Annotated in this window: 20 protein-coding genes; 3 read left to right on the top strand and 17 right to left on the bottom strand. The window is 70.4% G+C overall.

Features of this window, described 5'->3' with window-relative positions:
• A partial coding sequence (locus VED21_RS36310; protein ID WP_324890947.1) for an ROK family protein occupies positions 1-440 on the bottom strand: 440 nt, incomplete at its 3' end.
• A 227-nt stretch (positions 441-667) separates the two neighbouring features.
• Between VED21_RS36310 and VED21_RS36305 the strand changes: the two genes are divergently transcribed.
• A complete protein-coding gene (locus VED21_RS36305; protein WP_324890945.1) occupies positions 668-3,010 on the top strand; it encodes an ankyrin repeat domain-containing protein in 2,343 nt (780 codons plus the stop codon).
• Between the two features lie 6 nt (positions 3,011-3,016).
• Here the strand turns inward: VED21_RS36305 and VED21_RS36300 are convergent, their stop codons facing one another.
• From VED21_RS36300 to hyfB, 6 genes are read right to left on the bottom strand one after another with little or no spacing between them, the layout of a single operon-like run.
• On the bottom strand, positions 3,017-3,535 hold the full coding sequence (locus VED21_RS36300; RefSeq protein ID WP_324890943.1) for an NADH-quinone oxidoreductase subunit B family protein: 519 nt from the start codon (positions 3,533-3,535) through the stop codon (positions 3,017-3,019).
• 10 nt (positions 3,536-3,545) lie between these two features.
• On the bottom strand, positions 3,546-5,099 hold the full coding sequence (locus VED21_RS36295; RefSeq protein ID WP_324890941.1) for a nickel-dependent hydrogenase large subunit: 1,554 nt from the start codon (positions 5,097-5,099) through the stop codon (positions 3,546-3,548).
• Positions 5,100-5,106: 7 nt separating this feature from the next.
• Positions 5,107-6,543, bottom strand: coding sequence for a hydrogenase 4 subunit F (locus VED21_RS36290; protein WP_324890939.1), 1,437 nt, complete (start codon positions 6,541-6,543; stop codon positions 5,107-5,109).
• On the bottom strand, positions 6,540-7,202 hold the full coding sequence (locus VED21_RS36285; protein WP_324890938.1) for a hydrogenase-4 component E: 663 nt from the start codon (positions 7,200-7,202) through the stop codon (positions 6,540-6,542). The genes VED21_RS36290 and VED21_RS36285 overlap by 4 nt, the downstream gene beginning before the upstream one ends.
• On the bottom strand, positions 7,202-8,149 hold the full coding sequence (locus VED21_RS36280; RefSeq protein WP_324890936.1) for a respiratory chain complex I subunit 1 family protein: 948 nt from the start codon (positions 8,147-8,149) through the stop codon (positions 7,202-7,204). The genes VED21_RS36285 and VED21_RS36280 overlap by 1 nt, the downstream gene beginning before the upstream one ends.
• The gene (hyfB, locus tag VED21_RS36275) at positions 8,146-10,170 is read right to left on the bottom strand and encodes a hydrogenase 4 subunit B (protein WP_324890934.1); all 2,025 of its coding nucleotides are present in this window, start codon (positions 10,168-10,170) and stop codon (positions 8,146-8,148) included. The genes VED21_RS36280 and hyfB overlap by 4 nt, the downstream gene beginning before the upstream one ends.
• A 598-nt stretch (positions 10,171-10,768) precedes the next feature.
• Here hyfB and VED21_RS36270 point away from each other — a divergent pair.
• Positions 10,769-13,102 carry a Tex family protein gene (locus VED21_RS36270; RefSeq protein ID WP_324890932.1) on the top strand — a complete coding sequence of 778 codons (2,334 nt, stop codon included), beginning with the start codon at positions 10,769-10,771 and terminating at the stop codon, positions 13,100-13,102.
• Between the two features lie 45 nt (positions 13,103-13,147).
• On the opposite strand, the gene VED21_RS36265 is transcribed toward VED21_RS36270, so the two are convergent.
• The 10 genes from VED21_RS36265 to VED21_RS36220 all read right to left on the bottom strand — a co-directional run bounded on the left by VED21_RS36265 (position 13,148) and on the right by VED21_RS36220 (position 23,282).
• On the bottom strand, positions 13,148-14,662 hold the full coding sequence (locus tag VED21_RS36265; RefSeq protein WP_324890930.1) for a M10 family metallopeptidase C-terminal domain-containing protein: 1,515 nt from the start codon (positions 14,660-14,662) through the stop codon (positions 13,148-13,150).
• A gap of 15 nt (positions 14,663-14,677) precedes the next feature.
• Entirely contained in the window at positions 14,678-16,144 is a 1,467-nt protein-coding gene (locus VED21_RS36260; protein WP_324890928.1) for a M10 family metallopeptidase C-terminal domain-containing protein, read from the bottom strand.
• A 105-nt stretch (positions 16,145-16,249) separates the two neighbouring features.
• Positions 16,250-16,678 (bottom strand): thioredoxin TrxC, encoded by a 429-nt coding sequence (gene trxC, locus VED21_RS36255; protein ID WP_324890926.1) that lies wholly within the window; start codon positions 16,676-16,678, stop codon positions 16,250-16,252.
• Between the two features lie 13 nt (positions 16,679-16,691).
• A complete protein-coding gene (locus VED21_RS36250) occupies positions 16,692-17,696 on the bottom strand; it encodes an SLAC1 anion channel family protein (protein WP_324890924.1) in 1,005 nt (334 codons plus the stop codon).
• Positions 17,697-17,883: 187 nt separating this feature from the next.
• Complete coding sequence (locus tag VED21_RS36245) at positions 17,884-19,125, bottom strand: class I SAM-dependent methyltransferase (protein ID WP_324890922.1); 1,242 nt, start codon at positions 19,123-19,125, stop codon at positions 17,884-17,886.
• A 96-nt stretch (positions 19,126-19,221) separates the two neighbouring features.
• Positions 19,222-19,551, bottom strand: coding sequence for a hypothetical protein (locus VED21_RS36240; RefSeq protein ID WP_324890920.1), 330 nt, complete (start codon positions 19,549-19,551; stop codon positions 19,222-19,224).
• Between the two features lies 1 nt (position 19,552).
• Complete coding sequence (locus VED21_RS36235; RefSeq protein WP_324890918.1) at positions 19,553-19,849, bottom strand: hypothetical protein; 297 nt, start codon at positions 19,847-19,849, stop codon at positions 19,553-19,555.
• A 4-nt stretch (positions 19,850-19,853) separates the two neighbouring features.
• Positions 19,854-20,657 (bottom strand): hypothetical protein, encoded by an 804-nt coding sequence (locus VED21_RS36230; protein ID WP_324890917.1) that lies wholly within the window; start codon positions 20,655-20,657, stop codon positions 19,854-19,856.
• Positions 20,617-21,621 (bottom strand): YqaJ viral recombinase family protein, encoded by a 1,005-nt coding sequence (locus VED21_RS36225; protein ID WP_324890915.1) that lies wholly within the window; start codon positions 21,619-21,621, stop codon positions 20,617-20,619. Before VED21_RS36225 ends, VED21_RS36230 begins: the two co-directional genes overlap by 41 nt.
• Positions 21,622-22,028: 407 nt before the next feature.
• Positions 22,029-23,282, bottom strand: coding sequence for a cytochrome P450 (locus VED21_RS36220; RefSeq protein WP_324890913.1), 1,254 nt, complete (start codon positions 23,280-23,282; stop codon positions 22,029-22,031).
• 250 nt (positions 23,283-23,532) lie between these two features.
• On the opposite strand from VED21_RS36220, the gene VED21_RS36215 reads away from it, so the two are divergent.
• A partial coding sequence (locus tag VED21_RS36215; RefSeq protein WP_324890911.1) for a di-heme-cytochrome C peroxidase occupies positions 23,533-25,014 on the top strand: 1,482 nt, incomplete at its 3' end.

The following is a 25,014-nucleotide window of genomic DNA, read 5'->3' as shown; positions in this document are numbered from 1 at the left end:
GCGTTGGCGCCGTTCAGGATGCGCCCGTCCACCACCAGCCCGCCGCCGACGCCGGTGCCCAGCACCACGCCGAACACCACCGCCGCACCGGCCGCCGCACCGTCCACCGCCTCCGACAGGGCGAAGCAGTTGGCGTCGTTGGCGAGCCGCACCGGCCGGCCAAGCGCCGCGGCGAGGTCGCCGGCCAGCAGCCGCCCGTTCAGCCAGGGCAGGTTCGCCGCCCGCACAGTGCCGGCCGCCGGGTCCACCACGCCGGGCAGGCTGAGCCCGACGCTGGCCGCGCCATCGCCGTCCAGCGCGCCCACCACGCCGGCCAGCGCCGCCAGCGTGCCGGCATAATCGCGCGGCGTGTCCACGCGCTTGCGGGCGCGCTCCTCGCCCGCGTCGTCAAGGGCGACGGCCGCGATCTTCGTGCCGCCGAGGTCGATGCCGATGCGCATGGTTCCGCCGTGTTGGGCTCTGCCGTCTTGGGCTCTGCCGTCCTGGAGAGGGGGGTCTTAGGAGGGGAGGCGTGGTCGGGCACAGCTATATCGCCCGGCGAAGCCGCCGGCCAGACCCCGGATGCCCCGTTTTCCCCGTAAGAGGTTGCCCCCCTCCCCTTTGCACCGTCGAACCGGCGTCTCCAGGCCTTAGATTCTGACCCGATACCCGTTGGAATCGCACCGGCATGCCCATGAACCGCAATGGCCGCAAGGCACAGCCCGCTCCGCCGCCCGCCCTGCGCCCCGACCATCAGGAGGTGTTCGACGCGCTGCTCCTGGCGCTGCTCGGGCGCAAGCGCTTCCTGTTCCTGCTGGGCGGCGCCAACCGCGACCGCTCGCTTCTGTTCTCCCGGTTGACCACCTACCTGGCCGCCGACGGCGCCCTCGTCCTGCCGGTGGCGGCACGCCCCGCCATGCAGGTGGAGGACCTGATGGCCGGCGCCGGCGCCGCCGCGCTCGGCTCCATGCCCGACGATTTCGAGACGCTGATCGAGGAGCTGGAAAGCCGCCTGGACATGGCCGGCAGCGGCGTTCTGGCGATCGACGACGCGCACGTCCTGTCCCCGGCCGTGCTGGCCGACCTCGCCGACCTCAGCCGGTCGGAGACGGAGCAGGGCCGTTTCCTCCAGGTGCTGCTGTGCGGCGCGCCGGAGCTGGAGCGCCACCTCGCCCAGCCCGGGATCATGGCCGCCGTGCGCGACCTGGGCGCCGTCTTCGCGCTGAGCTGGCCCGAACAGGCCGTCGTGCCCGCGAACGAGGACGTGGACGCGGACGAGGAGCAGGATGCGCTGCCGCCGATGCTCCCCGCGGGGATGACGGATTGGGCGCCGACGCGCCGGCAGGCGATGGCCGGCGCCTGGATCACCGGCGCCGTGCTGGTCGTGGCGCTGGGCACGGCGGTGACCATGGCGCTGCCGCCCGGCCAGACCGAAGCCTTGGGTGCCGGCGCCCGCACCGCCGTGGAGCGCACCAGGACCGTCACCGCGCAGGCCTGGGAACAGACGCGGGCCTTCTTCGGCCACACCGGCGAGCGGGCCGGCGACTTGGCCGGACAGGCCTGGACCGGCGTCCGCAACACCTGGAACAGCGTCGGCTCCGGCGTGGCGTCGCTGGCCGGCGGTGAGTCGGACAGGGCGGAGGTGGTGTCGCTGAACCGGCCGGAACCGCCGCGCGTCGTGGTCACCCTGCCGCCCATCGAAACGGCCCGGCCGGTCGAGCCGCCGCTTCCCATAAAGGCGCCGCCACCCGCCTACAGCGAGCCGCCACAGCCCACGCCGAAGCCCGCCCCGGCACCCGAGCTGCTGGCCAAGGTGGAGCCGCCTCCACCTCCGCCGTCGCCGCCGCCTTCGCCCGTGGTCCTGCCGCCGCTCCCCGCGGCACCGCTCCTGCCGCCACCGCCGGTGGTCGCGCAGGTGCCGCCTCCTCCGGCGCCCGTCCGAGAGCCGCCCGTCCAGGAGCGCCCCGTCGCGACGTACATCGAGCCGGCGCCCGAGCATCGCGCCGAGGCCATGCCCGCGCCGCCGGTGGAGGTGGCCATGCTGCCGCCTCCGGCCCCGATCCCGCAGCCGGCACCGCAGGCCGACACGACGCCGCAGCGCGTGCGCGCCCTGGTCGAGCAGGCGCGCCGCCAGATGGCCGGCAAGCGCCTGACCACCCCGCCCGGCGACAACGCGCTGGAGACGGTGCAGCGCATCCGCGACCTGACCCCGCACGCGCCGGAGGTCGCCCAGCTGATCGCCGCCATGGTGGACACCTACCGCCGCTGGGCGGCACTGGCCGAGCGCGACGGCGCCTGGGGCGACGCCCGCTCCTTCTACGAGCGCGCCCTGCTCGTCACCCCGGACGACGCCGACCTGCGCGCCCGCCTGAAGGACGCCGAGGAGCGCTCGCGCCGCGCCGACACCCCGCAGCCCGGCCCGAAGGAGCCCGACCTGCCCGGCCACACCGCGACCGTCGCCGGCTTCGGTGGCCCGGCCGACACGCTGGCCCTGCTCCAGGCGCCCGACCGGCTGGAGGCGATGCTGGCGGCCGGCGCCAACCCCAACCACCGCTTCGACGACGGCAAGACCGTGCTGATGCAGGCGTCCGAACAGGGGCTGGCCCCCGCCGTCCGCCGCCTGCTGGCCGCCGGGGCCAGCCCGAACCCGCGCTCGCGCGACGGCGCCACGGCGCTGATGTACGCCTCCTACAACGGCCACGGCGACGTGGTCGCCATGTTGGCCGACGCCGGTGCCGACATCAACGCCGCCAACGCCGACGGCAAGACCGCGCTGATGGCCGCCGCCGCCCGCGGCCACGCCGCCGTGGCGCGCGCCCTGCTGACGCGCGGCGCCGTGGTCGACCACGCCACCGCCCAGGGCTGGACCGCGCTGATGTACGCCGCCAACGCCGGCCAGGAGCGCGTCGCCCGCCTGCTGGTCGAACACGGCGCCGACCCGTTGCGCACCGACTCCGAAGGCCGCTCGGCCCTCGCCATGGGCCGCCAGCGCGGCTCCGTGCAGCTGGTGCAGGCGCTGACGCGACGGTAGGAGCCCCTACTTCGCACTCGTCTCCAGCAGCGCCAGCAGACCGGCCAGCAGCTCGGCCGGGCGGGGTGGGCAGCCGGGGATTCGCAGGTCCACCGGCACCACCGCGTCCACCCCGCCCGTGCAGGCGTAACCGTCCCTGAAGACGCCGCCGTCAATGGCGCAGTCGCCGCAAGCGACCACCCACTTGGGGTCCGGCGTGGCGTCCCAGGTGCGCTTCAGCGCCTCGGCCATGTTCTTCGCCACCGGGCCGGTCACCAGCAGCACGTCGGCGTGGCGCGGCGAGGCGACGAAGCGGATGCCGAAGCGCTCCAGGTCGTAGATGGGGTTGTTCAGCGCGTGGATCTCCAGCTCGCACGCGTTGCACGATCCGGCGTCCACCTCGCGGATCGACAGGCTGCGGCCCAGGCGCTTGCGGGCCGCCGCGTCGACCTTGCCGGCCAGTTCCTTCAGCGCCGCTTCGGACGCCGCCGGGGCCGCCTCGGTGACCGGGCCGCCGGTGACGTGCTTGAGGATGTGCTTGAACATCGCCGGCCCCCTACAGGTCGTGCCCGGAATAGGAGCAGTTGAAGGATTTGTTGCACAGCGGGAAGTCGGCCACGATGTTGCCCTCGATCGCCGCCTCCAGGAGCGGCCACTGGAACCACGACGGGTCGCGCGGGTGGCAGCGGTCCACCGTGCCGTCGGCGTCGATCCGCACCCAGGTCAGGATCTCCCCCCGGAACCCTTCCACCAGCGCCATCCCCTCCCCCGCCGTCCCTTCGGCGGGCACGCGGGGCAGCGGCGTCTCGCCACGCTCGTTGCGGGGCACGCCGGGCATGCGCTTGACGATCTGCTCGACGAGGCCAAGCGACTGCTCGACCTCCTTGATGCGGATCCAGACGCGGGCGTTGACGTCGCCGTCGGTCAGCACCGGCACCTCGAACTCCAGGTCGTCGTAGGGCGGGTAGGCCGGGCTGCGCCGCGCGTCCAGTCCCCTCCCCGCCGCGCGGCCGACGAAGCCGCCGGCCGCGAAGCGCTTGACCAGCTGGGCGCTGACGCAGCCCGTGGTCACCGTACGGTCCTGCAGGCTGGCCTTGTTCTCGTACACCGCGACCAGCGGCGGGAAACGGCGCCGCAGCTCCTCGACCAGGCCCAGGAGGCGCGCCGGGTCGTGCTCGGCGATGTCCACGGCCACGCCGCCGGGCACCACGCGGTCCATCATCAGCCGGTGGCCGAACACCGCGTCGCAGGCGCGCAGCACCGCCTCGCGCAGCTGGCTCAACTCGGCCAGCATGAAGGCGAAGGCGGCGTCGTTGCACACCGCGCCGATGTCGCCCAGGTGGTTGGCGATACGCTCCAGCTCCGCCATCAGCGCCCGCAGCCACACGGCGCGCGGCGGCACCACGATGCCCATGGCCGCCTCCACCGCGCGGGCGAAGGCCAGGGAGTGCGCCACCGTGCTGTCGCCCGACACCCGGGCGGCCAGCTTCGCGGCCTCCTCCACCCGCTTGCCGCGCATCAGCCCCTCGATGCCCTTGTGGACGTAGCCCAGCCGCTCCTCCAGCCGCACCACGGTCTCGCCGTTGGCGGTGAAGCGGAAGTGGCCGGGCTCGATGATGCCGGCGTGCACCGGTCCGACGGGGATCTGGTGCAGCCCCTCGCCCTCCACCGGCAGCACCGGGTAGGGCCGCGGCGCGTTGCGCGGCTTGCCCGGCTGTGTCCCCAGCGGATGCGTCATCCCCCAGGCGTCGTGGTCCAGCCAGGGGCGCGGGTCGACGCTCTTCTCCGCCTTCAGCCCGTACAGGTCCTGGATGGCGCGCTCCAGCCGGATGGCGCCGGGGCGCACATGGCCCATGGAGAGGAACTTGCCGTCCGGGCAATCCAGCGACACCACGGCGACCTCGCCCGACAGATCCTCGCGCACGGCGGCGTGCACCGCCGCCGGCTCCCCCCACAGGCCCAGCAGCGACCACGCGTTGCCCGACAGCGTCTCGATCAGCGTGCGCCAGCCGCCGGACGTGGTGGTGAAGCGCGGCCAGGGCCCGTGCCCGTCCACGCGGGTGCCGAAGCGGTTGATGATGCCGGTCAGCGGCTCGTCGCCGAAGTACATGGATGCCTCACCCACCCAGAATGGCCGCGACCGTCTGGAACCACGCGACCAGCGGCCCCGGCAGCCAGATCCCCGCCACCAGCACCAATCCCAGATGCGCGTACAGCGGCACCAGGGAGCCGTGGATCGGCTGTGCGTCTTCCGGCGGCTCGCCGAAGCACAGCTGCTGCACGCGCAGCACCAGCGCGCCGAAGGCGATCAGGATGCCAATGGTCAGCGGCACCGCCAGCAGCGGCTCCCGCGCGAAGGTCGAGGTGACCAGCAGGAACTCGCTCATGAAGATGCCGAAGGGCGGCAGCCCGGCGATGGCGACGACGCCCAGCAGCAGCCCCCAGCCCAGCGCCGGATGGCTCACCGTCAACCCGCGGATCCTGTCGATGGCCTGCGTGTTGCGCGACTGCGCCACGTGACCGACGGCGTAGAAGATGGCCGACTTGGTCAGGCTGTGCATCGCCATGTGCAGCAGCCCCGCGAAGTTGGCGAGCGGCCCGCCCATCCCGAAGGCGAAGGTGATGATGCCCATGTGCTCGATCGAGCTGTAGGCGAAGAACCGCTTGATGTCCCGCCGCCGGTACAGCATGAACCCGGCCAGCAGCAGCGACGCCAGCCCCATGGAGATCATCAGCGGACCGGGGCTCAGCGCCTCCCCGTTCACCGCCAGCAGCATCTTGAAGCGCAGCACGGCGTACAGCGCCACGTTCAGCAGCAACCCCGACAGCACCGCCGAAATGGGCGTCGGCCCCTCCGCGTGTGCGTCCGGCAGCCACGCGTGCAGCGGCGCCAGCCCCACCTTGGTGCCGTAGCCGACCAGCAGGAAGACGAAGGCGAGGTTCAGGATGTCCGCGTTGATGCCGGCGACGTTCTTCAGCAGCTCCGTCCACGTCATCGCCGCCATGCCCGGCCCCATCACGGGCTGTGCCGCGAGGTACATGAGGATCGTGCCGAACAGGGCGAGCGCGATGCCGACGCCGCACAGGATGAAGTACTTCCAGGCCGCCTCGATGCTCTCCGCCGTGCGGTAGAGGCTGACCATCAGCACGGTGGTCAGCGTCGCCCCCTCCACCGCCACCCACATGACGCCCAGGTTGTTGGCGCTCAACGCCAGCAGCATGGTGAACATGAACGCCTGATACATGGCGTGGTAGAAGCGCAGGTTCAGCGGCTTCAGCTTGCCGGCCTTGATCTCGTGCCCGATGTAGGTGGCGGAGAACACGCTGGTCGTCAGCCCGACGAACGCCGTCAGCACGATCAGGTAGATGTTCAGCGCGTCCACCACGAACAGCCCGTCGGCCGACGGCTCCACCGCGAACAGCAGCAGTGACACGGCCAGCGTCGCCGCCGACGCCGCGCAGTTCAGCCACGCCCCCAGCTTGTAGTTGGGCACCAGCGCCAGCAGCGCCGCCGAGACGAGGGGGAGGCCGACGATGGCGAAGACCGGGCTCAATGGCTTTCCCCCCGGAAGGATTCGATCTTCTGCATGTCCAGCGTGTCGAAGCGCTCGCGGATGTGGAACAGGAAGATGCCGAAGATGATGAAGGCCACCATGACCGAGAAGGCGACCGCCATCTCCACCACCAGCGGCATGCCGGCGACGCCCACGGCGGCCAGGATCAGCCCGTTCTCGATGGACATGAAGCCCACCACCTGGCTGACCGCGTTGCGCCGGGAGATCATCATCAGAAGGCCCAGCAGCACCACGCCCAGCGACAGCGCCAGATCCTCGCGCGTCAGCGCCGCCGAATCCTCGGTCACCGGCAGCACCAGCAGGATCGACAGCGTCACCAGCGACACGCCGGCCACCATGGTTAGGCCGATGCCCAGCGCCGGCTCGATCGCGCGGTGGATGTTCAGCTTGACGATGATCCGCCGCAGCGCCACGGGAATGAGGATCGCCTTCAGCCCCAGCGTCAGCAGCGCCGTGACGTACAGGTGCGGGGAGTGCTGGATGTACCCCTGCCACGCCGCCACCGCCGCCAGCGCCAGCGCCTGCGCGGTGAAGACGTTGAGCAGGGCGAACAGCCGGCGCTGGTACAGCAGCGCGAAGCTCATCAGCAGCACCACGGCGCCCAGCAGGTGCGCGGCGTCATAGCCCAGGTTGTGCATCACACCCCCCGCGACACGTAGAGGAAGATCGCCCCCAAGAGGCTCAGCAGCAGCGCACCGCCCAGGAACTCGCCGTAGCGGAAGACGCGCATCTTGGCGATGGACGTCTCGAAAACGGCCAGCAGCACGCCGCCCACTGCCAGCTTGACCACGAACGTCGCCATGCCCCACAGCACGAACGGCCCGCCGCCCGCGGCCGGCGTCGCCATCCCCCAGGGCGCGAAGATGCAGGCGATCAGCGCCATGTAGAGCAGCAGCTTCAGCATGCTCGCCCCCTCCACCAGCGCCAGATGCCGGCCGGAGTATTCCAGCACCATCGCCTCGTGCACCATGGTCAGCTCCAGGTGCGTGGCGGGGTTGTCGATGGGAATGCGGGCGTTCTCGGCGATCGCCACCATGATCAGCGTGATCAGCGCCAGCGCCAGCGAGATGCGCAGGCCGACCGCGCCGGACATCATGAAATCCGCGATCTCCGCCAGCGACGTCGTGCGCACCAGGATCGCCACGGAGAAGACGACCATCAGCATCGCCGGCTCCGCCAGCGCCGCGATCATCATCTCCCGCGACGAGCCCAGCCCGCCGAAGCTGGTGCCGATGTCCATGCCCGCCAGCGCCAGGAAGAAGCGCGCGGAGCCCAGGAGTGCTATCAGCGCGATTAGGTCGGCCGTGGGCGCCAGCGCCAGCTGCGTGGTGAAGGTCGGCACCAGCGCCGCGGCCAGCCAGATGGCGGTGAACATCATGTACGGCGTGGCGCGGAACAGCCAGGAGGCGTTGCGGGCCAACACCACCTCCTTGCGCAGCAGGCGGGCGATGTCGCGGTAGGGCTGCCAGGGCGGCGCCCCGCGCCGGCCCAGCAGCCGGCTCTTCACCCACCGCACGAACCCCGTCAGCAGCGGCGCCAGCGCCAGCACCAGCGCCATCTGGACGATCTGCAAGAACACGCTCATCGCTGAAGCACCGCCACGATGACCAGCAGCGCCACCAACGCCAGGAACATCAGCGTCAGGTAGCGCCGGATGGTCAGGAACTGCAAATGGTCGACCCGGTCCGCCACCCACCCCACGGCGCGCGCGATCGGCGTGAAGATCAGCGCCCACGCCGGATCCACCATGGTGACGGAGAAGCGCGCCGGCCGCACGTCGCCCGGCTCCGGCATCTCCACATGGTCGCGCGCGCGGAACACGGTGGCGCCGAAGACGCGGCGGATCGGCTGCCCGAAGCTGGAGGCGGTGTACTGCGACACCGCCTGCGGGTCCGGATCGGCGAAGCCGCAGCCCCACGGGATCGACCAGCGCACGCGATCCGATGCCCCACGATGGATCAGCAGCACCAGCACCATGGACAGGATGCCGATCACCACCAGCATGATCAGCCCGTTGTACGAATTCCCGACCGCCGAGGTCGGCGCCAGCCACAGCCACGGCTGGTAGGCGCGGTCGTCGAACGGCCCGGCGTCCACGGTCAGCCGCGTCGCCGGCTCGAACAGGCGGATCAGCGGCGTCGGCAGAACGCCGATCACCACGCACAGCAGCGACGGGATCGCCATGCCCAGCCGCATGCCCAGGTTGACCTCCCGCGCCTCGGCCGCGGCGGCCGAGCGCGGCCGGCCCAGGAACGCGGTGCCGTACATGCGCACGAAGCACGCCGCCGCCAGCGCCGCCGCCAGCGCCAGCAGCGCGCCCACCACGGCGATCAGGATCTTCATCGACCACTGCGGCAGCGCCGGCCCGTTGAGGATCGCCTGGAACAGCATCCACTCGCCCACGAAGCCGTTGAGCGGCGGCAGCGCGGAAATGGCCGCCGCCCCCACCAGCATCATGACGGCGGTGGTCGGCATCCGGTGGATCAGGCCGCCCATGATGCCCAGATCGCGCCCGTGCGTCGCCGTCAGCACAGCACCCGCGCCATAGAACAGCAGGCTCTTGAACAGCGAATGGTTGACCACGTGCAGCAGGGCCGCCGACATCGCCAACGCCGCGATCACCGGCGTGTGGCTGGCCTTGAACAGCAGCGCGGCACCCAGCGCGATGACGATGGCGCCGATGTTCTCCACCGTCGAATAGGCCAGCAGCTTCTTCAGATCGTCCTGCATCAGCGCGTAGAGCACGCCCAGCACGGCGGTGACCGCGCCGAAGGCCAGCATGACGCCGCCCCACCACCACACCGGCTCGCCGATCAGGTCGAACAGCACGCGGATGATGGCATACAGCGCTACCTTGGTCATCACGCCGGACATCAGCGCCGACACGTGGCTGGGCGCCGCCGGGTGCGCCAGCGGCAGCCACACGTGCAGCGGCACGATGCCGGCCTTCGACCCCGCGCCCACCAGCACCAGCAGAACCGCCGCCGTCGCCGCCCATTCCGGCGCCTGGATGGACCGCACCGCGTCGAAGCTGTAGTCGCCGTGCGCCCCGGCCAGCAGGCCGAAGGCCAGCAGCAGGCAGATCGTGCCGAAGCTCGCCATGATCAGGTAGACGCGCGCGGCGCGCGGCGTCTCCGCCTCCCGGTGCGTGGACAGCACCAGCAGCCAGGAGGCCAGCGACATGAACTCCCACGACACCAAAAAAGTGAAAGCGTCGTCGGCGATCAGCACCAGGTTCATGCCGGCCAGGAACAGCGGGAACAGCGGCCGCACCGGCCCGCCGGCCGGCCCGTGGTGGGGTGCCCGCTCATAGCCCCAGCCGAACAGGCAGGCGGTGGCCCCCGTCAGATTGACCACCAGAAGGAAGACATCCGACAGCGCGTCGGCGCGCAGGTGCGCGGAGATCCAGGGAAGGCCCACCGGCAGCACCATGTCCGCCGTGGCGCCCCCGTCGGCGAGGCGCAGCCCGCTCCACAGCACGATCAGCGCACAGACGGCGCCGGTACCGGCGTAGACAAGCCCATGAAGACGCGGCAGGCGCGCGGTCGCGACCCCTGCCACCGCCAAGAGCAGAAGAAAGGCGATTGCCGAGACGACGAGAGCCAAGGCGGAAAACCATTCAGTAAGGCGGGGCTCTAGGTAACGATGTTTCCACTTCGGCAGGCAAGCGGAAAACGGCCCGACTGTCCGGGGCGCGGCGTTTTGCGCGCGAATGGTGGCAATACCAGCAAAGCGTGGAGGCAAAAAAAACGGCCCGCCGGATGTCCGGGGACCGTTCGTAAGGTTTGGGAGGAAACGCAACCAAGTTGCAGGACCAGTTGTAGGTCACCAGCCTGAATTTTTGGTTAACGCGGGGCGCTGTATTTTCATGCCCCATTTATGTCACAGGCGCTTCTTCGCGCGACTCCGGCCTGTTCGGAAAGCGAACAAAAAAAAGCGGCTCACCGGGGATGGCCGGGAGCCGCCGAGGCGTTCGGTTTGGGAGGAAACGCAACCAAGTTGCAGGCGGACAATGCCGCCATCATGGTTAATAAGCTGTGAACGCGAGCACGGTTCCCGCAGTTTTTTCTTTAGCTATACTTTTGCGTATCCTTCTACCTCTTTCTTGCGTTGGTTTTCCCGTCATATCCCACAACGCCACTGGCCCCGTGGGGCCGGTTCGGGGTATACGGGCTGCCCTCCCCGTCTCCAGTCTGGTACGCCCATGCTTTCCATCAGCCAGCGCATCGCCGACGAGCTTCAGGTCCGCGAGGCCCAGGTCGCCGCCACCATCAAGCTGCTCGACGAGGGCTCGACGGTGCCGTTCATCGCCCGCTACCGCAAGGAAGCCACCGGCGGCCTGGACGACACGCAGCTCCGCACGCTGGACGAGCGCCTCGGCTACCTGCGCGAGCTGGAAGACCGCCGCGCCAGCATCCTCGCCTCCGTCCAGGAGCAGGGCAAGCTGACGCCCGAGCTGGAAAAGCAACTCCGGCAGGCCGACACCAAGACCCGCCTGGAAGACCTCTACCTCCCCTACAAGCCCAAGCGCCGCACCAAGGCGCAGATCGCCCGCGAGGCCGGGCTGGAGCCGCTGGCCGACCTCCTGCTCGCCGATCCGTCCAAGGCGCCGGAGGCCGAGGCTGCCTCCTTCGTCGATGCCGAAAAGGGTGTGGCCGACGTGAAGGCCGCGCTGGACGGTGCGCGCCACATCCTGGTCGAGCGCTTCGGCGAGGACGCCGAGCTGGTGGGCCGCCTGCGCGCCACCATGGCCGACAAGGGCAAGGTCTTCTCCAAGGTCATCGAGGAGAAGCGCGCCGAGGGCGCCAAGTTCTCCGACTACTTCGACTTCTCCGAACCTCTGTCGAAGGTCCCATCGCACCGCGCACTGGCGCTGTTCCGCGGTCGCGCCCAGGGCGTGCTCGACCTGCGCCTCGACCTGGAACTGGCCGAGGACGAGAAGCACCCGGCCGAGGCCACCATCGCCGCCCACACTGGCATCCGCGCTGCCGGCCGTCCCGCCGACAAGTGGCTGTCCGACGTGGTGCGCTGGACCTGGAAGCTGAAGATTGGCCCGCACGTCGAGACCGACCTGATGGGCGATCTCCGTGAGCGCGCCGAGGACGAGGCGATCCGCGTCTTCGCCCGCAACCTGCACGACCTGCTGCTGGCCGCCCCCGCCGGCCCGCGCGCCACCATCGGCCTCGACCCCGGCATCCGCACCGGCGTGAAGGTCGCGGTGATCGACGCCACCGGCAAGCTGCTGGAGACCTCCACCATCTACCCGCACGAGCCGCGCAACGACTGGGACGGCTCCATCGCCGTGCTCGCCGCGCTGGCCGCGCGCCACAAGGCGGAGCTGATCGCCATCGGCAACGGCACGGCAAGCCGCGAGACCGACAAGCTGGCCTCCGACCTGATGAAGCGCCACCCGGACCTGAAGCTCACCAAGGTCATGGTGTCGGAGGCCGGCGCATCCGTGTACTCCGCCTCCGAGACGGCGGCGCTGGAGTTCCCCAAGCTGGACGTGAGCCTGCGCGGCGCCGTCTCCATCGCGCGCCGCCTGCAGGACCCGCTGGCGGAGTTGGTGAAGATCGAGCCGAAGTCCATCGGCGTCGGCCAGTACCAGCACGACGTCGGCCCGCAGAAGCTCGCCCGCTCTCTGGACGCGGTGGTGGAGGACTGCGTGAACGCCGTAGGCGTCGACCTCAACACCGCCTCCATCCCGCTGCTGACCCGCGTTTCGGGCCTCAACGAGACCATCGCCCGCAACATCGTCGAGCACCGCGACCGCAACGGCGCCTTCCGCTCGCGCAAGCAGTTGCTGGACGTGGCGCGCCTGGGGCCGAAGACGTTCGAGCAGGCCGCCGGCTTCCTGCGCATCCCCAACGGCGACACGCCGCTGGACGCCTCCTCCGTCCACCCGGAGGCCTACCCGGTGGTCGAGCGGATCATCAAGAAGACCGGCAAGGACCTCGGTTCCCTCATCGGCGACGCGCGCTTCCTGCGCTCCCTGCACGCCGAGGACTTCACCGACGAGCGCTTCGGCGTGCCGACGGTGGAGGACATCCTGAAGGAGCTGGAGAAGCCCGGCCGCGACCCCCGTCCGGAGTTCAAGACCGCCGAGTTCAAGGAAGGCGTCAACGAGCTGAAGGACCTCGTCCCCGGCATGGTGCTGGAGGGTGTCGTGACCAACGTCACCGCCTTCGGCGCCTTCGTGGACGTGGGCGTGCACCAGGACGGCCTGGTGCACATCTCGCAGCTCGCCAACAGCTTCGTGAAGGACCCGCACACGGTCGTGAAGGCCGGCGACATCGTCAAGGTGAAGGTCCTGGAGGTCGACCTGCCGCGCAAGCGCATCGCGCTGACCATGCGCATGGACGAGCAGCCCGCCCGCCCCGCCCCGCGCGGCGACCGCCCGCGCGAGGAACGCCCCCGCGACGACCGCCGCGCCCAGGCGCCGGCGCCGAAGGCGCAGCCGCCGAAGAAGCCGGAACCCAGCTTCGCCAACAACGCCTTCGCCGAGGCCTTCGCGCGCGCCAAGGCCGGCAAGAAGTAGGATTATCGCCCTCCCCCAGCCCCGCTGGGGGAGGGCGCAAGACACCTACCCCACCACCACCCACGCCGCCTGGAAACTGGCGGCCGGCACGCCCAGCAGCGTCACGTCGCCCGAATCCCCAAAGCGCAGCATCGCCGATCCGTCCGCCGCACGGTCCACGGTGTAGGCGAGGCCGCGCGCCACCTGGATGCGGTCGCCCTCGGCGGCGTTGAAGTCGGCCACCACGTCGTGGCCGGGCATGACGGCGTAGGCGAAGCGGTCCGCCCCGGCGCCCCCGATCAAGGTGTCGGCGCCGTAGATGCCCGCCAGCCCGGCGTGGCCGTCGCCGGCCAGAACGTCGTCGCCGGCCCCGCCATCGATGATGTCGTTGCCACGCCCGCCGACCAGCGTGTCGTTGCCCACACCGCCCAGGATGCTGTCATTGCCGGTCGGGTCGTAGACGACGTCGTCGCCCTGCCCGCCGAAGATCATGTCGTTGCCCAGGCCGCCGTTCAGGCTGTCGTTGCCCAGGTTGCCGTACAGCAGGTCCTCGCCGGCGTCGCCGCTCACCGCGTCGCCGCCCTGGCCGCCGAACAGCGTGTCGTTGCCGTCGCCCGCCAGCAGCGCGTCGCCGCCCTGGTTGCCGTACAGCACGTCCGTCCCCGCCGCGCCGAGCAGCGAATCGCTCCCCATCCCGCCGTGCAGTTCGTTGGCGGCGCCGTTGCCGCGGATGGTGTCGTCGCCCGATCCACCCACCGCGTTCTCGATGGTGACGCCGTCGGCGATGGCCAGGCTGTACGGAACGCCGATGTCGCTGTAGGCCCCGGCGTTCAGGTCGATCAGCGCGTCGCCGGTGACGTCCTCGGCGTCGATCGCATCGGTGCCGTAGGCATCCCAGATCGTCCGCATCAACGGCGCATCGGTGACGCTGTAGACGTCGTCACCCGTGCGCGTCGTCAGGTTGGCGCCGTACAGGTACTGCACGGCGGCGATGTCGTAGACCATCGGCGTCACCGGCACCAAACCGGACGCGGACGGCGCGTAGGCCATCACCGAATAGGTCTCCGTGTCCTCCGTCACCGGCAGGTACGGGCCGTCGAACACGCCGCCGGTGGTGGCGCCGTTGTAGTCGCCGGGGTGCTTCAGCCCCAGCAGGTGCCCCAGCTCGTGCAGCGAGGCGAAATAGCCCCAGCTGCCGTCCGACTGGTCTTCCAGCCCCGTGGAGGCGTTGTTGAGGAACAGGTAGTAGGGTGCCTGCCCCGGCAGCGGCTCGGTGACGTAGCCGGTGCTCTCGTCGGTCTGGTTGTTGGTGCCGTAGCGCAGCGTCCCGCCCGACGCGACCTCGACGAAGCGGATGTTGCACACCTCCTCCCACGCATCCATGGCGCGCCGCATGCCGCCGCGGATGGCCTCCGACATGGGCGCGAAGCCGCCGGGGTGGCCGGCCGGGATCTGGGCACCGGCCTCCAGGAAGCTGTAGGTGACCGTCACCGGCGAACCGGGGACGTTCGGGTAGTTCAGCCGCTCGCCCGGGCCGAAGAGCAGCGCGTCGATGGTGCGGATGCCGGTGATGGTCGCCATGCCCTTGTCCTCCTCTCAGGCCGCCAGGATCCAGCCGGCCTGGAAGGCCGCCGCCTTGACGCCCGCCAGCGTCACCGTGCCCAGCGAGCTGAGCGTCAGCACCGCGTCGCCGTCGGCATCGGCGGACAGCGTCCAGGTGGCGCCGGTCTCCAGCCGGATACGGTCGCCCTCCGCGCCGTTGAAGTCGGTGACCCGGTCGTCGCCGCCGACGAAGCCGAAGGCGAAGGTGTCGGCCCCCATCCCGCCGGTCAGCGTGTCGTTGCCGGCGATGCCGTTCTCCGCGCCGAAGCCGTCGCCGCACAGCCAGTCGTCGCCCTGGCCGCCGACGACCAGATCGTCCCGGCGCCCGCCCAGCAGCGTGTCGTCGCCCAGGCCGCCGTACAGCGTGTCGGCGCCGAAGTTGTCGTAGACGTGGTCGTTGCCGAGGTTGCCGTAGATGACGTCGTTGCCCGTCCCGCCGTTCAGGCTGTCGTTCCCCTGGCCGCCGAACAGCGTGTCGTCGTCCGCCCCGCCGAACAGGTCGTCCACCCCCAGGTTGCCGTACAGCACGTCGTTGCCGTCGCCGCCCGACAGCGTGTCGTTCCCCGCGTTGCCGGTCAGCGTGTTGGCCGCGGCGTTGCCCTGGATCGTGTCGCCGCCGGCCCCGCCGCGCGCGTTCTCGATGGTGACGTTGTAGGCGATGCCGAAGTTCTGCACGGCGCCCACGTCGCTGTAGGCGCCAGCGTCCATCCGGAAGGTCACGGCCTGCACCATGGCGGAGGCGTCCAGCGTGTCGGTGCCGCCGGCGTCCCACACCGCCTGGAGCTTGGGCTGATCGGTGAAGGCATAGGTGTCGTTGCCGGTGCGCGTCGCCATGTTGGCGCCGTACAGGTACTGCGCCGCAGCGATGTCGTAGACCATCGGCGTCTGCGCCTGCATCCCGTTCTCGGGCGGGGCGTAGGCCATGATGGCAAAGCCCTGGTTGTCCTGCCCCGCCGGCAGGAACGGCCCGGGCCCCTGCCCGCCCGACTGCGACCCGTTGTAGTCGCCGGGATGGCGCAGGCCCAGCAGGTGGCCGATCTCGTGCACCGTGGCGGTATAGGGATAGGTGCCCGGCGTGTAGACCTGCATGACCGGCCAGGAGTTGTTCAGGTACATGCTTCCGGCCTGCGGCGAATCCGCGAACGGCAGGTAGGCGTAGCCGGCCGAGTCCATGCCCTGGTCGTTGCTGGCGAAGTGGAAGCGGCCGGCGAACGGCACCTCCTGGAAGCTGACGTTGGCGACGTCGGCCCAGGCCTGCAGGCCCTGGCGCACCGCCTCCTTCATGGCGTCCGTCATCGGCGCGAAGCCGTCGCGGTCGTACTCTTCCGCCGTGACCGGCGGCGTGTTGGGGAAGTCGTAGGTGATGCGAACCGGCGTGCCCACCGGACTTCCGGCATTCAGCCGGACGTCGGCGCCCTCCAGCAACGTGTCGATGTACTGGATTCCCGTGATGGTCGGCATGCCGCGCTCTTCTCCCTTCAAACGACCGGAGCCGGCGCGCCCTGGCACGCCGGCTCGGAGACGTCATCACGGATACGCGCGAAAATGCAACCTTTGATACCGGGCTCAACCGCCGAGATGCTGTCGCGTCCAGGCGACCAGCGCCGTCGCCGGCATGGCGCCGCTGGTGCGCGCCACCTCCCGCCCCTTGTGGACGAGCACCAGGGTCGGGATGCTGCGGATGCCGAAGGCGCCGGCCAGCCGCTGCTCCTCGTCGGTGTTCACCTTCACCAGCCGCACGTGCGGTTCCAGTTCGCCGGCGGCCTGGGCGAAGGCCGCGGCCATCATGCGGCACGGTCCGCACCATTCCGCCCAGAAGTCGATCAGCAGCGGCAGATCGCCCTTCTCGGCGTGGATGGCGAAGCGCTCACCCGTCAGCGCCACCGGGTGGCCGTCGAACAGCGGCTGGCCGCACTGGCCGCACTTGCCGCCGCGTTCCTGCTTTTCCGCGGGCACGCGGTTGATGGTGTCGCAATGGGGGCAGACGACGTGCATGGCGGAACCCTCCTCATTCCGGAACGAACAGCGCCCGCTCGGCGAGCGCCTTCAGCGTGCGCAGCGTCACCAGCGTGACGATCACCGTGGCCGCCGCCAGCAGCACGCCGGCCAGCGTGGCGGACGCGGCGCCGCCGCCCAGCGCGTGATGGCCCAGCGCGTGGTGATAGGTAAGCCCCGCCACCGCCGTGGCGGCGGACGGGAAGGTGAAGGCCCACCAGGACACGGCGAACGGCACCTTCAGGAACATCGGCGCCAGCCGCACCAGCAGCAGTGCCGTGAACAGCGCCGTGAAGAACAGCACCCGCGCCGCCGCGTCCAGCACCCCGCCGTTCAGTTGCATGTACGACAGGAAACCCACGGCCGGCGGCGCCAGGAAGATGAACAGCGTCGGCACCAGGCGCGCCGGCACCATGTCGTGGAAGATTACGCGGTACAGCAGCACCGGCAGCAGCGCCAGCCAGAACACCACGCCGACCGCGAAGAAGAACCACGACAACTCGACATACCCCAGCCGCACGCCCACGAGCGGCGCCAGCACGTTGCCGACCACCGGGATGAACCACGCCGGGTTGAAGGTTTGCAACTCGTGCGGCCGGCCGATCCATCGGCCCATCAGCGTGACGGCGAAGGTCAGGTGCAGCGCCGCCGCGAACAGCCATACCACCTCCGCCACCTTCGGCGCGTAGGGAAGCGCCGCCCCGGCCAGGATCATCAGGCCGATGGAGATGGTGGGGAAGAAGTTGCTGCGCACGGGGTGCGCGAACTCCGCCTTCACCGCCGCCGGGTGGCGCAGCGCCTTGGACAGGTACAGCCCGGCGACCGCCACGAAGGCGACCGCCGCCAGCGCCAGCACGGCCTCGCCGACGGCGGACGGCAGGCCCAGCGTCTCGTGCGCCCGGCGCCACGCCAGCCCCAGCCCGCCCAGGCCCATCACCGTGGCGAACAGCGGCACCGGCACGTGCACCAGCCACGCCGCCGAAGCCGCCCCGCTCTGCGTCGCCGCATGCGCCGTCATGCTCAACCCCCGCCATATTTTAGATATCTCTTATATTGAGCGCGGGAGTTTGAGTTTGCAAGAGGACGTCGCCCCGTCGGTTGGGTTGAGGCGTCAGCCGCAAAACCCAACGCGTCTGCAATGCAGACCATGTTGGGTTTTCGCTGCCGCTCAACCCAACCTACGGCGCGCCGCCGGAGAAGGGATCTTATGCGCCCATTCCCGTGATGCGGATCGCCACCTGCTTCGTGTACGGCGCCACCGCGACGATCTCGAACCGCACGGCGTTCTCGGCCGCGAACTCGTGGAAGGCGCGGTATTCGTCGTCCTTCCAGGTGCGGTTGCCGATGAACTCGTCGAAGACCAGCACGCTGCCCGGCCGGATGCGCGGCGCCAGCCCGGTCAGCACCGTGCGCGCCGACGAATACAGGTCGCTGTCCACGTTGACGAAGCGCACCGGCCCCGCGTGCGCGGCCAGGAAGGCCGGCAGCGTGTCCTCGAACCAGCCGGCGTGCAGCACGACGTTCTCCCGCACCGGCGGCAGTTCGCGGCCGGTGGTCAGCACGCCGCGCGGCTGCGTCCCCCACGCTTCCGGCAGCCCTTCGAAGGAGTCGAAGCCGTGCACCGCCTGCCCCGCCTGCGCGGCGATGCGGTTGATGGACGTGCCGCGCCGCACGCCGAACTCCAGCACCAGCCCCGGCAGCGTGGCTTCGCCCAGCGCGAAGGACAGCAGCGGCGCGCTCAGCCCGAACAGCCGCGCGTCCGGCGCCAGATCCGGCAGGATCGCCGCCACCGCGTCGGCCACCGGCCGGCGCCTGGGATGCTCCGCCAGCCGCTCATCGAAGATCGTCCGGGCCTCCTCCTCCCTCCCCAGCAGCCGCAGGTAGGCGCACAGGAAGGCCCAGTACTTGCCGTTGGCCCCCGTGCAGCCCACCGCCCGGCGCAGCCGCCGCAGCGCCTCCTCCACCCCGAACAGCTCCAGCGCCGGGGCGTGGCTGCCGAACCACGCGGCGGCGTGCTCCTCGTCTTCGGCGAGCATGGTGTCGTACACCGCCAGCGCGGCCTCCGCGTCCCCCAGGTAGGCATGGCTCAGCGCCGCGTCGTACAGCAGGTCGGCCCGGCTGCCCCGCCCGCGCGCCAGCGCCGCCCCGGCCACCCGCACGGCGTCCTCGTACCGCGCGTCGCGGCGGTAGGCGCCGGACAGCGCCTCCGGCAATCCCTGCTGGTCGGGCGCCAGCGCCGCCACCGTCTCCAGGATGTGCACGGCGCGGTAGACATCGTTCGCCAGCAGGCAGGCCTTGGCGAGGTGCAGCAGCGCGTCGGCGTCGGCCGGGTCCTGCACCAGCGCCTGCCGCAGGTGGCCGACGATGCGCGCGTGCTCCCGCCGCCCCGTGCGGGCGGAGGCGATCAGGGTGCGGGCGGCGGAAACATGATGGGCGACAGGGTCCATGGGACCGGGTTCATGCACCGGATCCGGCGCCGCGGAAAGCAAAAAGAAACCCCCGCCCGGATCGCCGGACGGGGGCAGGATGGAGACGGCGAGGCGTCATTCCGCCGCGATCAGGAAGCGCGGCGGCTCCGGCGCGTCGGGCACGATGCCGAGGGTTCGGCCGACCTCTTCCTGGGTCGGCCGGCGGCGGTAGGCGGCGGCGTAGCGGTCGAGCGCGGCCAGACACTCCTTGATGGTGCCCGACCCCACCGCCCGGCAGTCCTCGAAGGCGTGCGGGTCGGGGCGGTACCAGTGGGTGATGTAGCAGTCCTCGGCCCCGTTCAGGGTGAGGGTGAGGGCGAAGCGGCCCTCGTGCCCGATGCGCGCGTGCGCCGCGCGGATCCGGGCCTGGACCTCCTCGATGGTCATCGCTTTGCGTCCTCTCATGTCAGGCAGCCTCCTCGTAGGACCGCTCGGCCGCGCGGCGCCCCCAATCGGCGTCGCGGGCCAGAAGGTCGATCATCGCCCGGGTGGTCCCGGCGGTGTCCGGCGCGGTGTCCGGGCGCAGCAGCCGGCCGAGCTGGAGCGCCATGGACCCGGCCTCCGCCTCCACCCAGCGGGCGAAGGCGCGCCGCCGGTCGGCCTCCCGCCAGTACCAGGCGGGCAGCCGCGGGTGCGTGCGCTCCATCTCGCCCTCCCACGCGCTCATGCGGTACAGGCCGCTGGGGGAGCGTTCGCCGGTCATGCCGTCAGGCGGCCTCGCGGCCGTCCCCCTCCTCGCGCTTCAGGATCTCGGCCTTCTTCTGCGCGAACAGCCCGGTGATGCGGTGCTGCGCGGCGCGGTCGATGGTGCCGATCTCCCGCAGGCGGTTGCCGACGCCGGCCCGCCAGACCTCCTCCAGGTCGTCGAGGTCGAGGCAGGCGCCCAGCCGGCGCTTGACCTCCGCCTCGAACGCCTCGATGGCGGCCGGCTGCAGGTCGGGGTTGGCCTTGGCGGCGTAGTAGGCCTCCGACTCCTCCCGGTACTTGGAATCGTCGAACTGCCCCATGTAGATGTCGGCGGCGAGGCCGAGCTGGAGCAGGCATTTGCCCACCGCGTCGGTCATCGACATCTTGAAGCACTCGTCGTCCGGCGCCTCGATGCCGTTGCGCCGGCGCACCATCTCGGTGCCGCCCCACTGCGGGCCGGTCCAGCACTTCTCGCCCGTCTCCGGGTCCAGGTACCAGACGCGCGCGCAGATGAAGACCATGCGCTCGGCGATGGTCCAGTCGACCTGCTCGTAGCCCCAGCCCTTGCCGACCGGGCCGAACGCCTCGGTCATCATCTGCAGGCGCCACGTCGGATCGATCTGCGTGCCGCGGAAGCCGCCGCCGCGGGTAAAGGGCTTGGTCGCCTTCGGGTCCGTCCGCTTCAGCTGGTTCCACAGGTTTAGGTTGTCGACGCGGCGCGCGGCGGCGCCCACCTTCACCTCGGCATGGCCGGTCCCTGCTTGGGGAGCATCGGTCTTGGTCTCAACCTTCTCGGCCTCGGCGACGGTGTCCGTCTTGCTCATGCGTCCCATCGGTGAAGTCCTTCCAGACTAGCGTTTTTTCACTCCCCTCACCCCAACCCGCCCTGGCTTCGTAATGGTCCAGGATGGCGGACAGGCTCGGGTCAGAGGAGACGGGCGTCCACGGCTCGGCCCGTTCGAGCGCGCGCCGCGGCGGTTCGCCGTAGCGCAGACTGAGTCGCCCCTCGCGGTCGCGCGCGAGGAAAAGCCCGCCGGCGAAGGCAAGCCGCGCATCCTCGGGCATCAGCGCCTTCAGCGCCGTCTCCGCCTCGCGCGCAGCCAGCGTCGCCGGCCGCTGCTCCACCAGCACCGCGGCCAAGGCCACGAAGCGGTTGTGCCGCGTCATGTCGACCACGCGCAGCGCCTCCAGCGCCGGTGCCTCCACCGGCAGCGGGTCGCACGGCTCCACGTCGTTGGCAACGTGCCACCAGAAGGCTTGCGCCGTCGCCAGCAGCCGGTCGCAGTCCGCCTCCACCCGCCCCGTGCGCACCAGCGCGTGGCCGTTCGGGCGCAGGATCGACAGCAGGCCGCGCTCCATCCCGGTGACCAGGAACTGGTGCTGCAGCTGCCAGTGATAGCGCTGCGCCAGTTCCGCGTCGGACTGGAAGCCGCCGGAAAATTTCGCCTCGACGATCACGTCGGGGCTCCCCATCTGCACATCGTCCCCCGGCACATCGTCCCACGTGTAGAAATCAGGGTGCGCCACCAGCCAGTCGTGGTCCGCGTGCACGCGGGTCTCGCCGGCGGGAACGCACGGAACGCCGGTGGCGTGTTCGACGAAGCGCGGATGCAGGTGCTCGGTGGCGATGCCGATCTGCACCGCCGCGACGAGGTCGAGGTTCGGCGGCTCGGCCCGCCCGGTCTTTTCGCGCCACAGCGCCAGCCAGTCGCCCGCCATCACCCGCGCGGCGTCGGACGAACCGAGCCGGCCGGCCCGCAAAGCCCTCTGATCCTCGCTGATCGCCATGCCCCGCGCCGCCCCTGCGCATTTGCAGCAGTCCCGGCATTAACCATAAGCCGGAGCCTAAATATGGCTGCTTTCTCGCACGATTCAAGAACAAAAAGAGAACCTGTAGCGTGGCCGTAAGTACCGAACGATCGAAGGTTCGCATATGAAATGTCACGGCCCGGGCGCGGCCGTGTAAGCACGGCGCCGCAACTTAGTTCAAATCTGCCCCTTCCCAATTTCCCCGATCCGCTTATTTTCGAACGCGCCCGGCGAAGCCGGAGCGTGACAGTCACAGGTGCGCGGAAGGGAGCGTCACGTCGAAGCCGCTCAGCCGCCGCCGCCCCACAACGGATGAGGCCCCTCCCCCATTCAAGGGGAAGGGGCCATGGTCCGCTTCCGGCTGAAGCCGGAAAGCCGGCACCGGGTCAGGCGTCGAACTGCAGGACGAAGCGCTCCGGGAACGGGCCGTCCTGGAAATCCGGCCGACCGTCGCTGCCCGGCGCGCGCTTCAGGCCGGGCTTCAGCAGCAGCGCCTTCACCATCTGCGACACCTGGGCCAGGCTGACCTGATCGCCCAGGCAGGTGTGCGCGCCGTAACCGAAGTGCATGTAGTGGTAGTCGGGGCGGCCCGGCGTGAAGGCCTCCGGGTCCGGCACCTGCGCCGCGTCCATCATGGCCGAGGCGTTGGAGGCCAGGACCAGCGTGCCCGCCTTGATGGTGGTGGCGCGCGGCGTGCCGGCCGCCACCGTGTAGTCGGCCACCCCCAGGCGCACGATGAACGGGTTGATCGGGTTGAAGCGCAGCGCCTCCCAGCAGTAGGCGGCGACGGTGGCGTCGTCGTTCGCCTTGGCGGCGGCCACCGCCTTGGCCAGCACGTCCGGCCGGTCGAGCAGCTGGTCGAGGAGCTGGACCACCGCGGCCGAGGTCGTCTCCACCGCTCCCACCAGCAGGCCCATGGTGTTCGACACGATCCGCTCGTCGTCGAAGCCGATCACCTCCGGGAAGTGGGTGAGCAGCATGCGCGACAGCGTGTCGTCGGCCGGCACCTGGGCCAACGCCTGACGCCGCGCCGGGATCAGCCGGCCCAGGTAGGCGCGCATCTCCGCACCCGCCTGCACCGAATCCTGGTGCACCTTGGGGTCGTTGGTGAGGTTGTGGAACATGTCGTGCTGCGTGGCCTTCGACCAGCGCATCATGGTGGCGAGGTCGGGGCCGGGGAAGCCGAAGTGCTCGCCCACCACTTCGATCGGCACGCGGCGGGACAGCTGGCTCACCACCTCGATCCGGCCGGACCTGGCGACCTCGCCCACCGCCTCGGCGGCACGGCGGGCGGCCATGGCGGCGACGGCCGGCATGTCGTCCTGGCGCAGCAGGGCGCGCATGACCGACTTGTCGCGCTGGTTGTAGACGGTGTCGTCGCGCGCCAGCATGTAGGGGCCGACCGCCGGGTCCATCTTGGGCGCGTAGGGGCGCACGGTGAAGGTGGCGTTGCGCGACAGCACCTCCTGCACGTCGGCGAACAGGGTCAGCAGGACCGGGCCGGGCGGCGGCGTCACCAGGATCGGCCGGTTCGCGCGCAGTTCGGCGAACAGCGCCTGCGGGTTCGTCTGGACCCAATAGAACAGCAGCTTGGCCTTCTGGTCCGCCGGAGCGGCATCGTACTGCTGAAGAAACGACATCGTTCCCCTCCCGTCGAGATTTGACGGGGCAAGGCTAGTCATCATAATCGACGCGGCGCAACAGTCATCATTCAGAATGCAACGATTTGTGACATGTCATACGTGAGTATTATTACAGGACAGAAAGACAAAACCTGCTGACGGCCGCCGCGTCCGGCGTGTAGGTTCGTCGCGCGCGTCACCCGTGGGTGGCAGCGCGCGGGAACGCCTGCGTTCCCGCTCCGTCGGGGGAAGCAAGGGGATCTACGACATGCGTCTGAGGGGAGTGATGCTGGCCGCCGCGGCCACGCTGCTCGGCGCCGGCTGCGCCGCCATCGTGCCGCAGCCGCCGAAGCCGGAACCGGTCAACCGGGTGGTCTATCTGGACCAGGGCTGGACCGACCAGCAGCGGCAGTTCTACTACTACACGCCGCAAGGCACGGTGACGATGCCGGCCAAGTGGTTCATGGCGCTGGAACAGCCGCTGAGCCAGGAACTGCTGTCCTCGTCGGAATACCTGGGGCGCTTCCGCTTCCTAGTCGACGACCTGAAGGCGGACGGCAAGCTGAACCCCAACAAGCTGCCGGTCGGCTGGGCGCTGTTCCAGGACGATTCGATCTCCGAGCAGTACGTCGGCTTCACTTGCGCCGCCTGCCACACCGGGCAGGTCAACTACAAGGGCACGGCCGTGCGCATCGACGGCGGTGCCGCCATGCACGACGTGACGACGCTGCGCACGGTGCTGGCCGAATCGATCGTGCTGACCTACCTCGCCGACGACAAGTTCGAGCGCTTCGCTAAGCGCCTGCTGGGCGACCGCTACCCCGAGGGCAAGGAGGCGGTGCGCAAGCAGCTGAAGTACTTCTCCGACACCGCGCTGGGTGCTGCCGGCATCAACAGCCGCATGCACCTCTATCCGACGCCGGAAGGCTTCGGCCGCAACGACGCGCTGGGCCGCATCGGCAACACGGTGTTCGCCGACGACCTGATGGAGGTGACGAACAACCGCCCGGCCAACGCCCCGGTCAGCTACCCGCACGTCTGGGACATCTGGTACTTCGACTGGGTGCAGTACAACGCCTCGGTCCGCCAGCCGATGGTGCGCAACGTGGGCGAGGCGCTGGGCGTGCACGCGCTGACCAACTTCGTCAACCCGTTCGGCCAGCCCAACCCGCCGAACCTGCGCTGGCAGTCGTCGGTGCGGGTCCAGGACATCCACGCCATCGAGAAGCAGCTGGAGACGCTGCGCCCGCCGGCGTGGCCGGAGGCGGTGCTGGGCAACATCGACCGGACCAAGGCCGCGCAGGGCCGCGCCCTGTTCGGCGAGCTGTGCGCCAGTTGCCACGAGGTGAAGCCGATCGCCGACACCAAGCCGCAGGAGTGGCACACCCCGGTCATCCCGCTGCCCACCATCGGCACCGATCCGACCGAGGTGAACAACTTCAACACCACGAAGCTGGACGGCTCGAAGCTGGGCGTGCTCGGCCCGGTGACGCCGGCCGCCGGCCTGAAGCTGGTGACCGAGAAGATCAAGGACCAGCAGTACGACAACCTCAAGCTCACCAAGGCGCAACGCGAGGAGATGGACGGCTGGGGCCGCAAGAACGAGGTGCGCGAGACCTGCGGCTACAAGGCGCGCCCGCTGCACGGCGTGTGGGCGACGGGTCCGTTCCTGCACAACGGTTCGGTCCCCAACCTGTACGAGCTGCTGGGGCCGGGCGAGGCGCGCTCCAGGACGTTCGCGCTGGGCACG

This window comes from Azospirillum sp. (genome assembly GCF_035627195.1).
In the GTDB taxonomy this organism is placed as follows: domain Bacteria; phylum Pseudomonadota; class Alphaproteobacteria; order Azospirillales; family Azospirillaceae; genus Azospirillum.
This window is presented reverse-complemented; position numbering and strand designations above follow the sequence as displayed.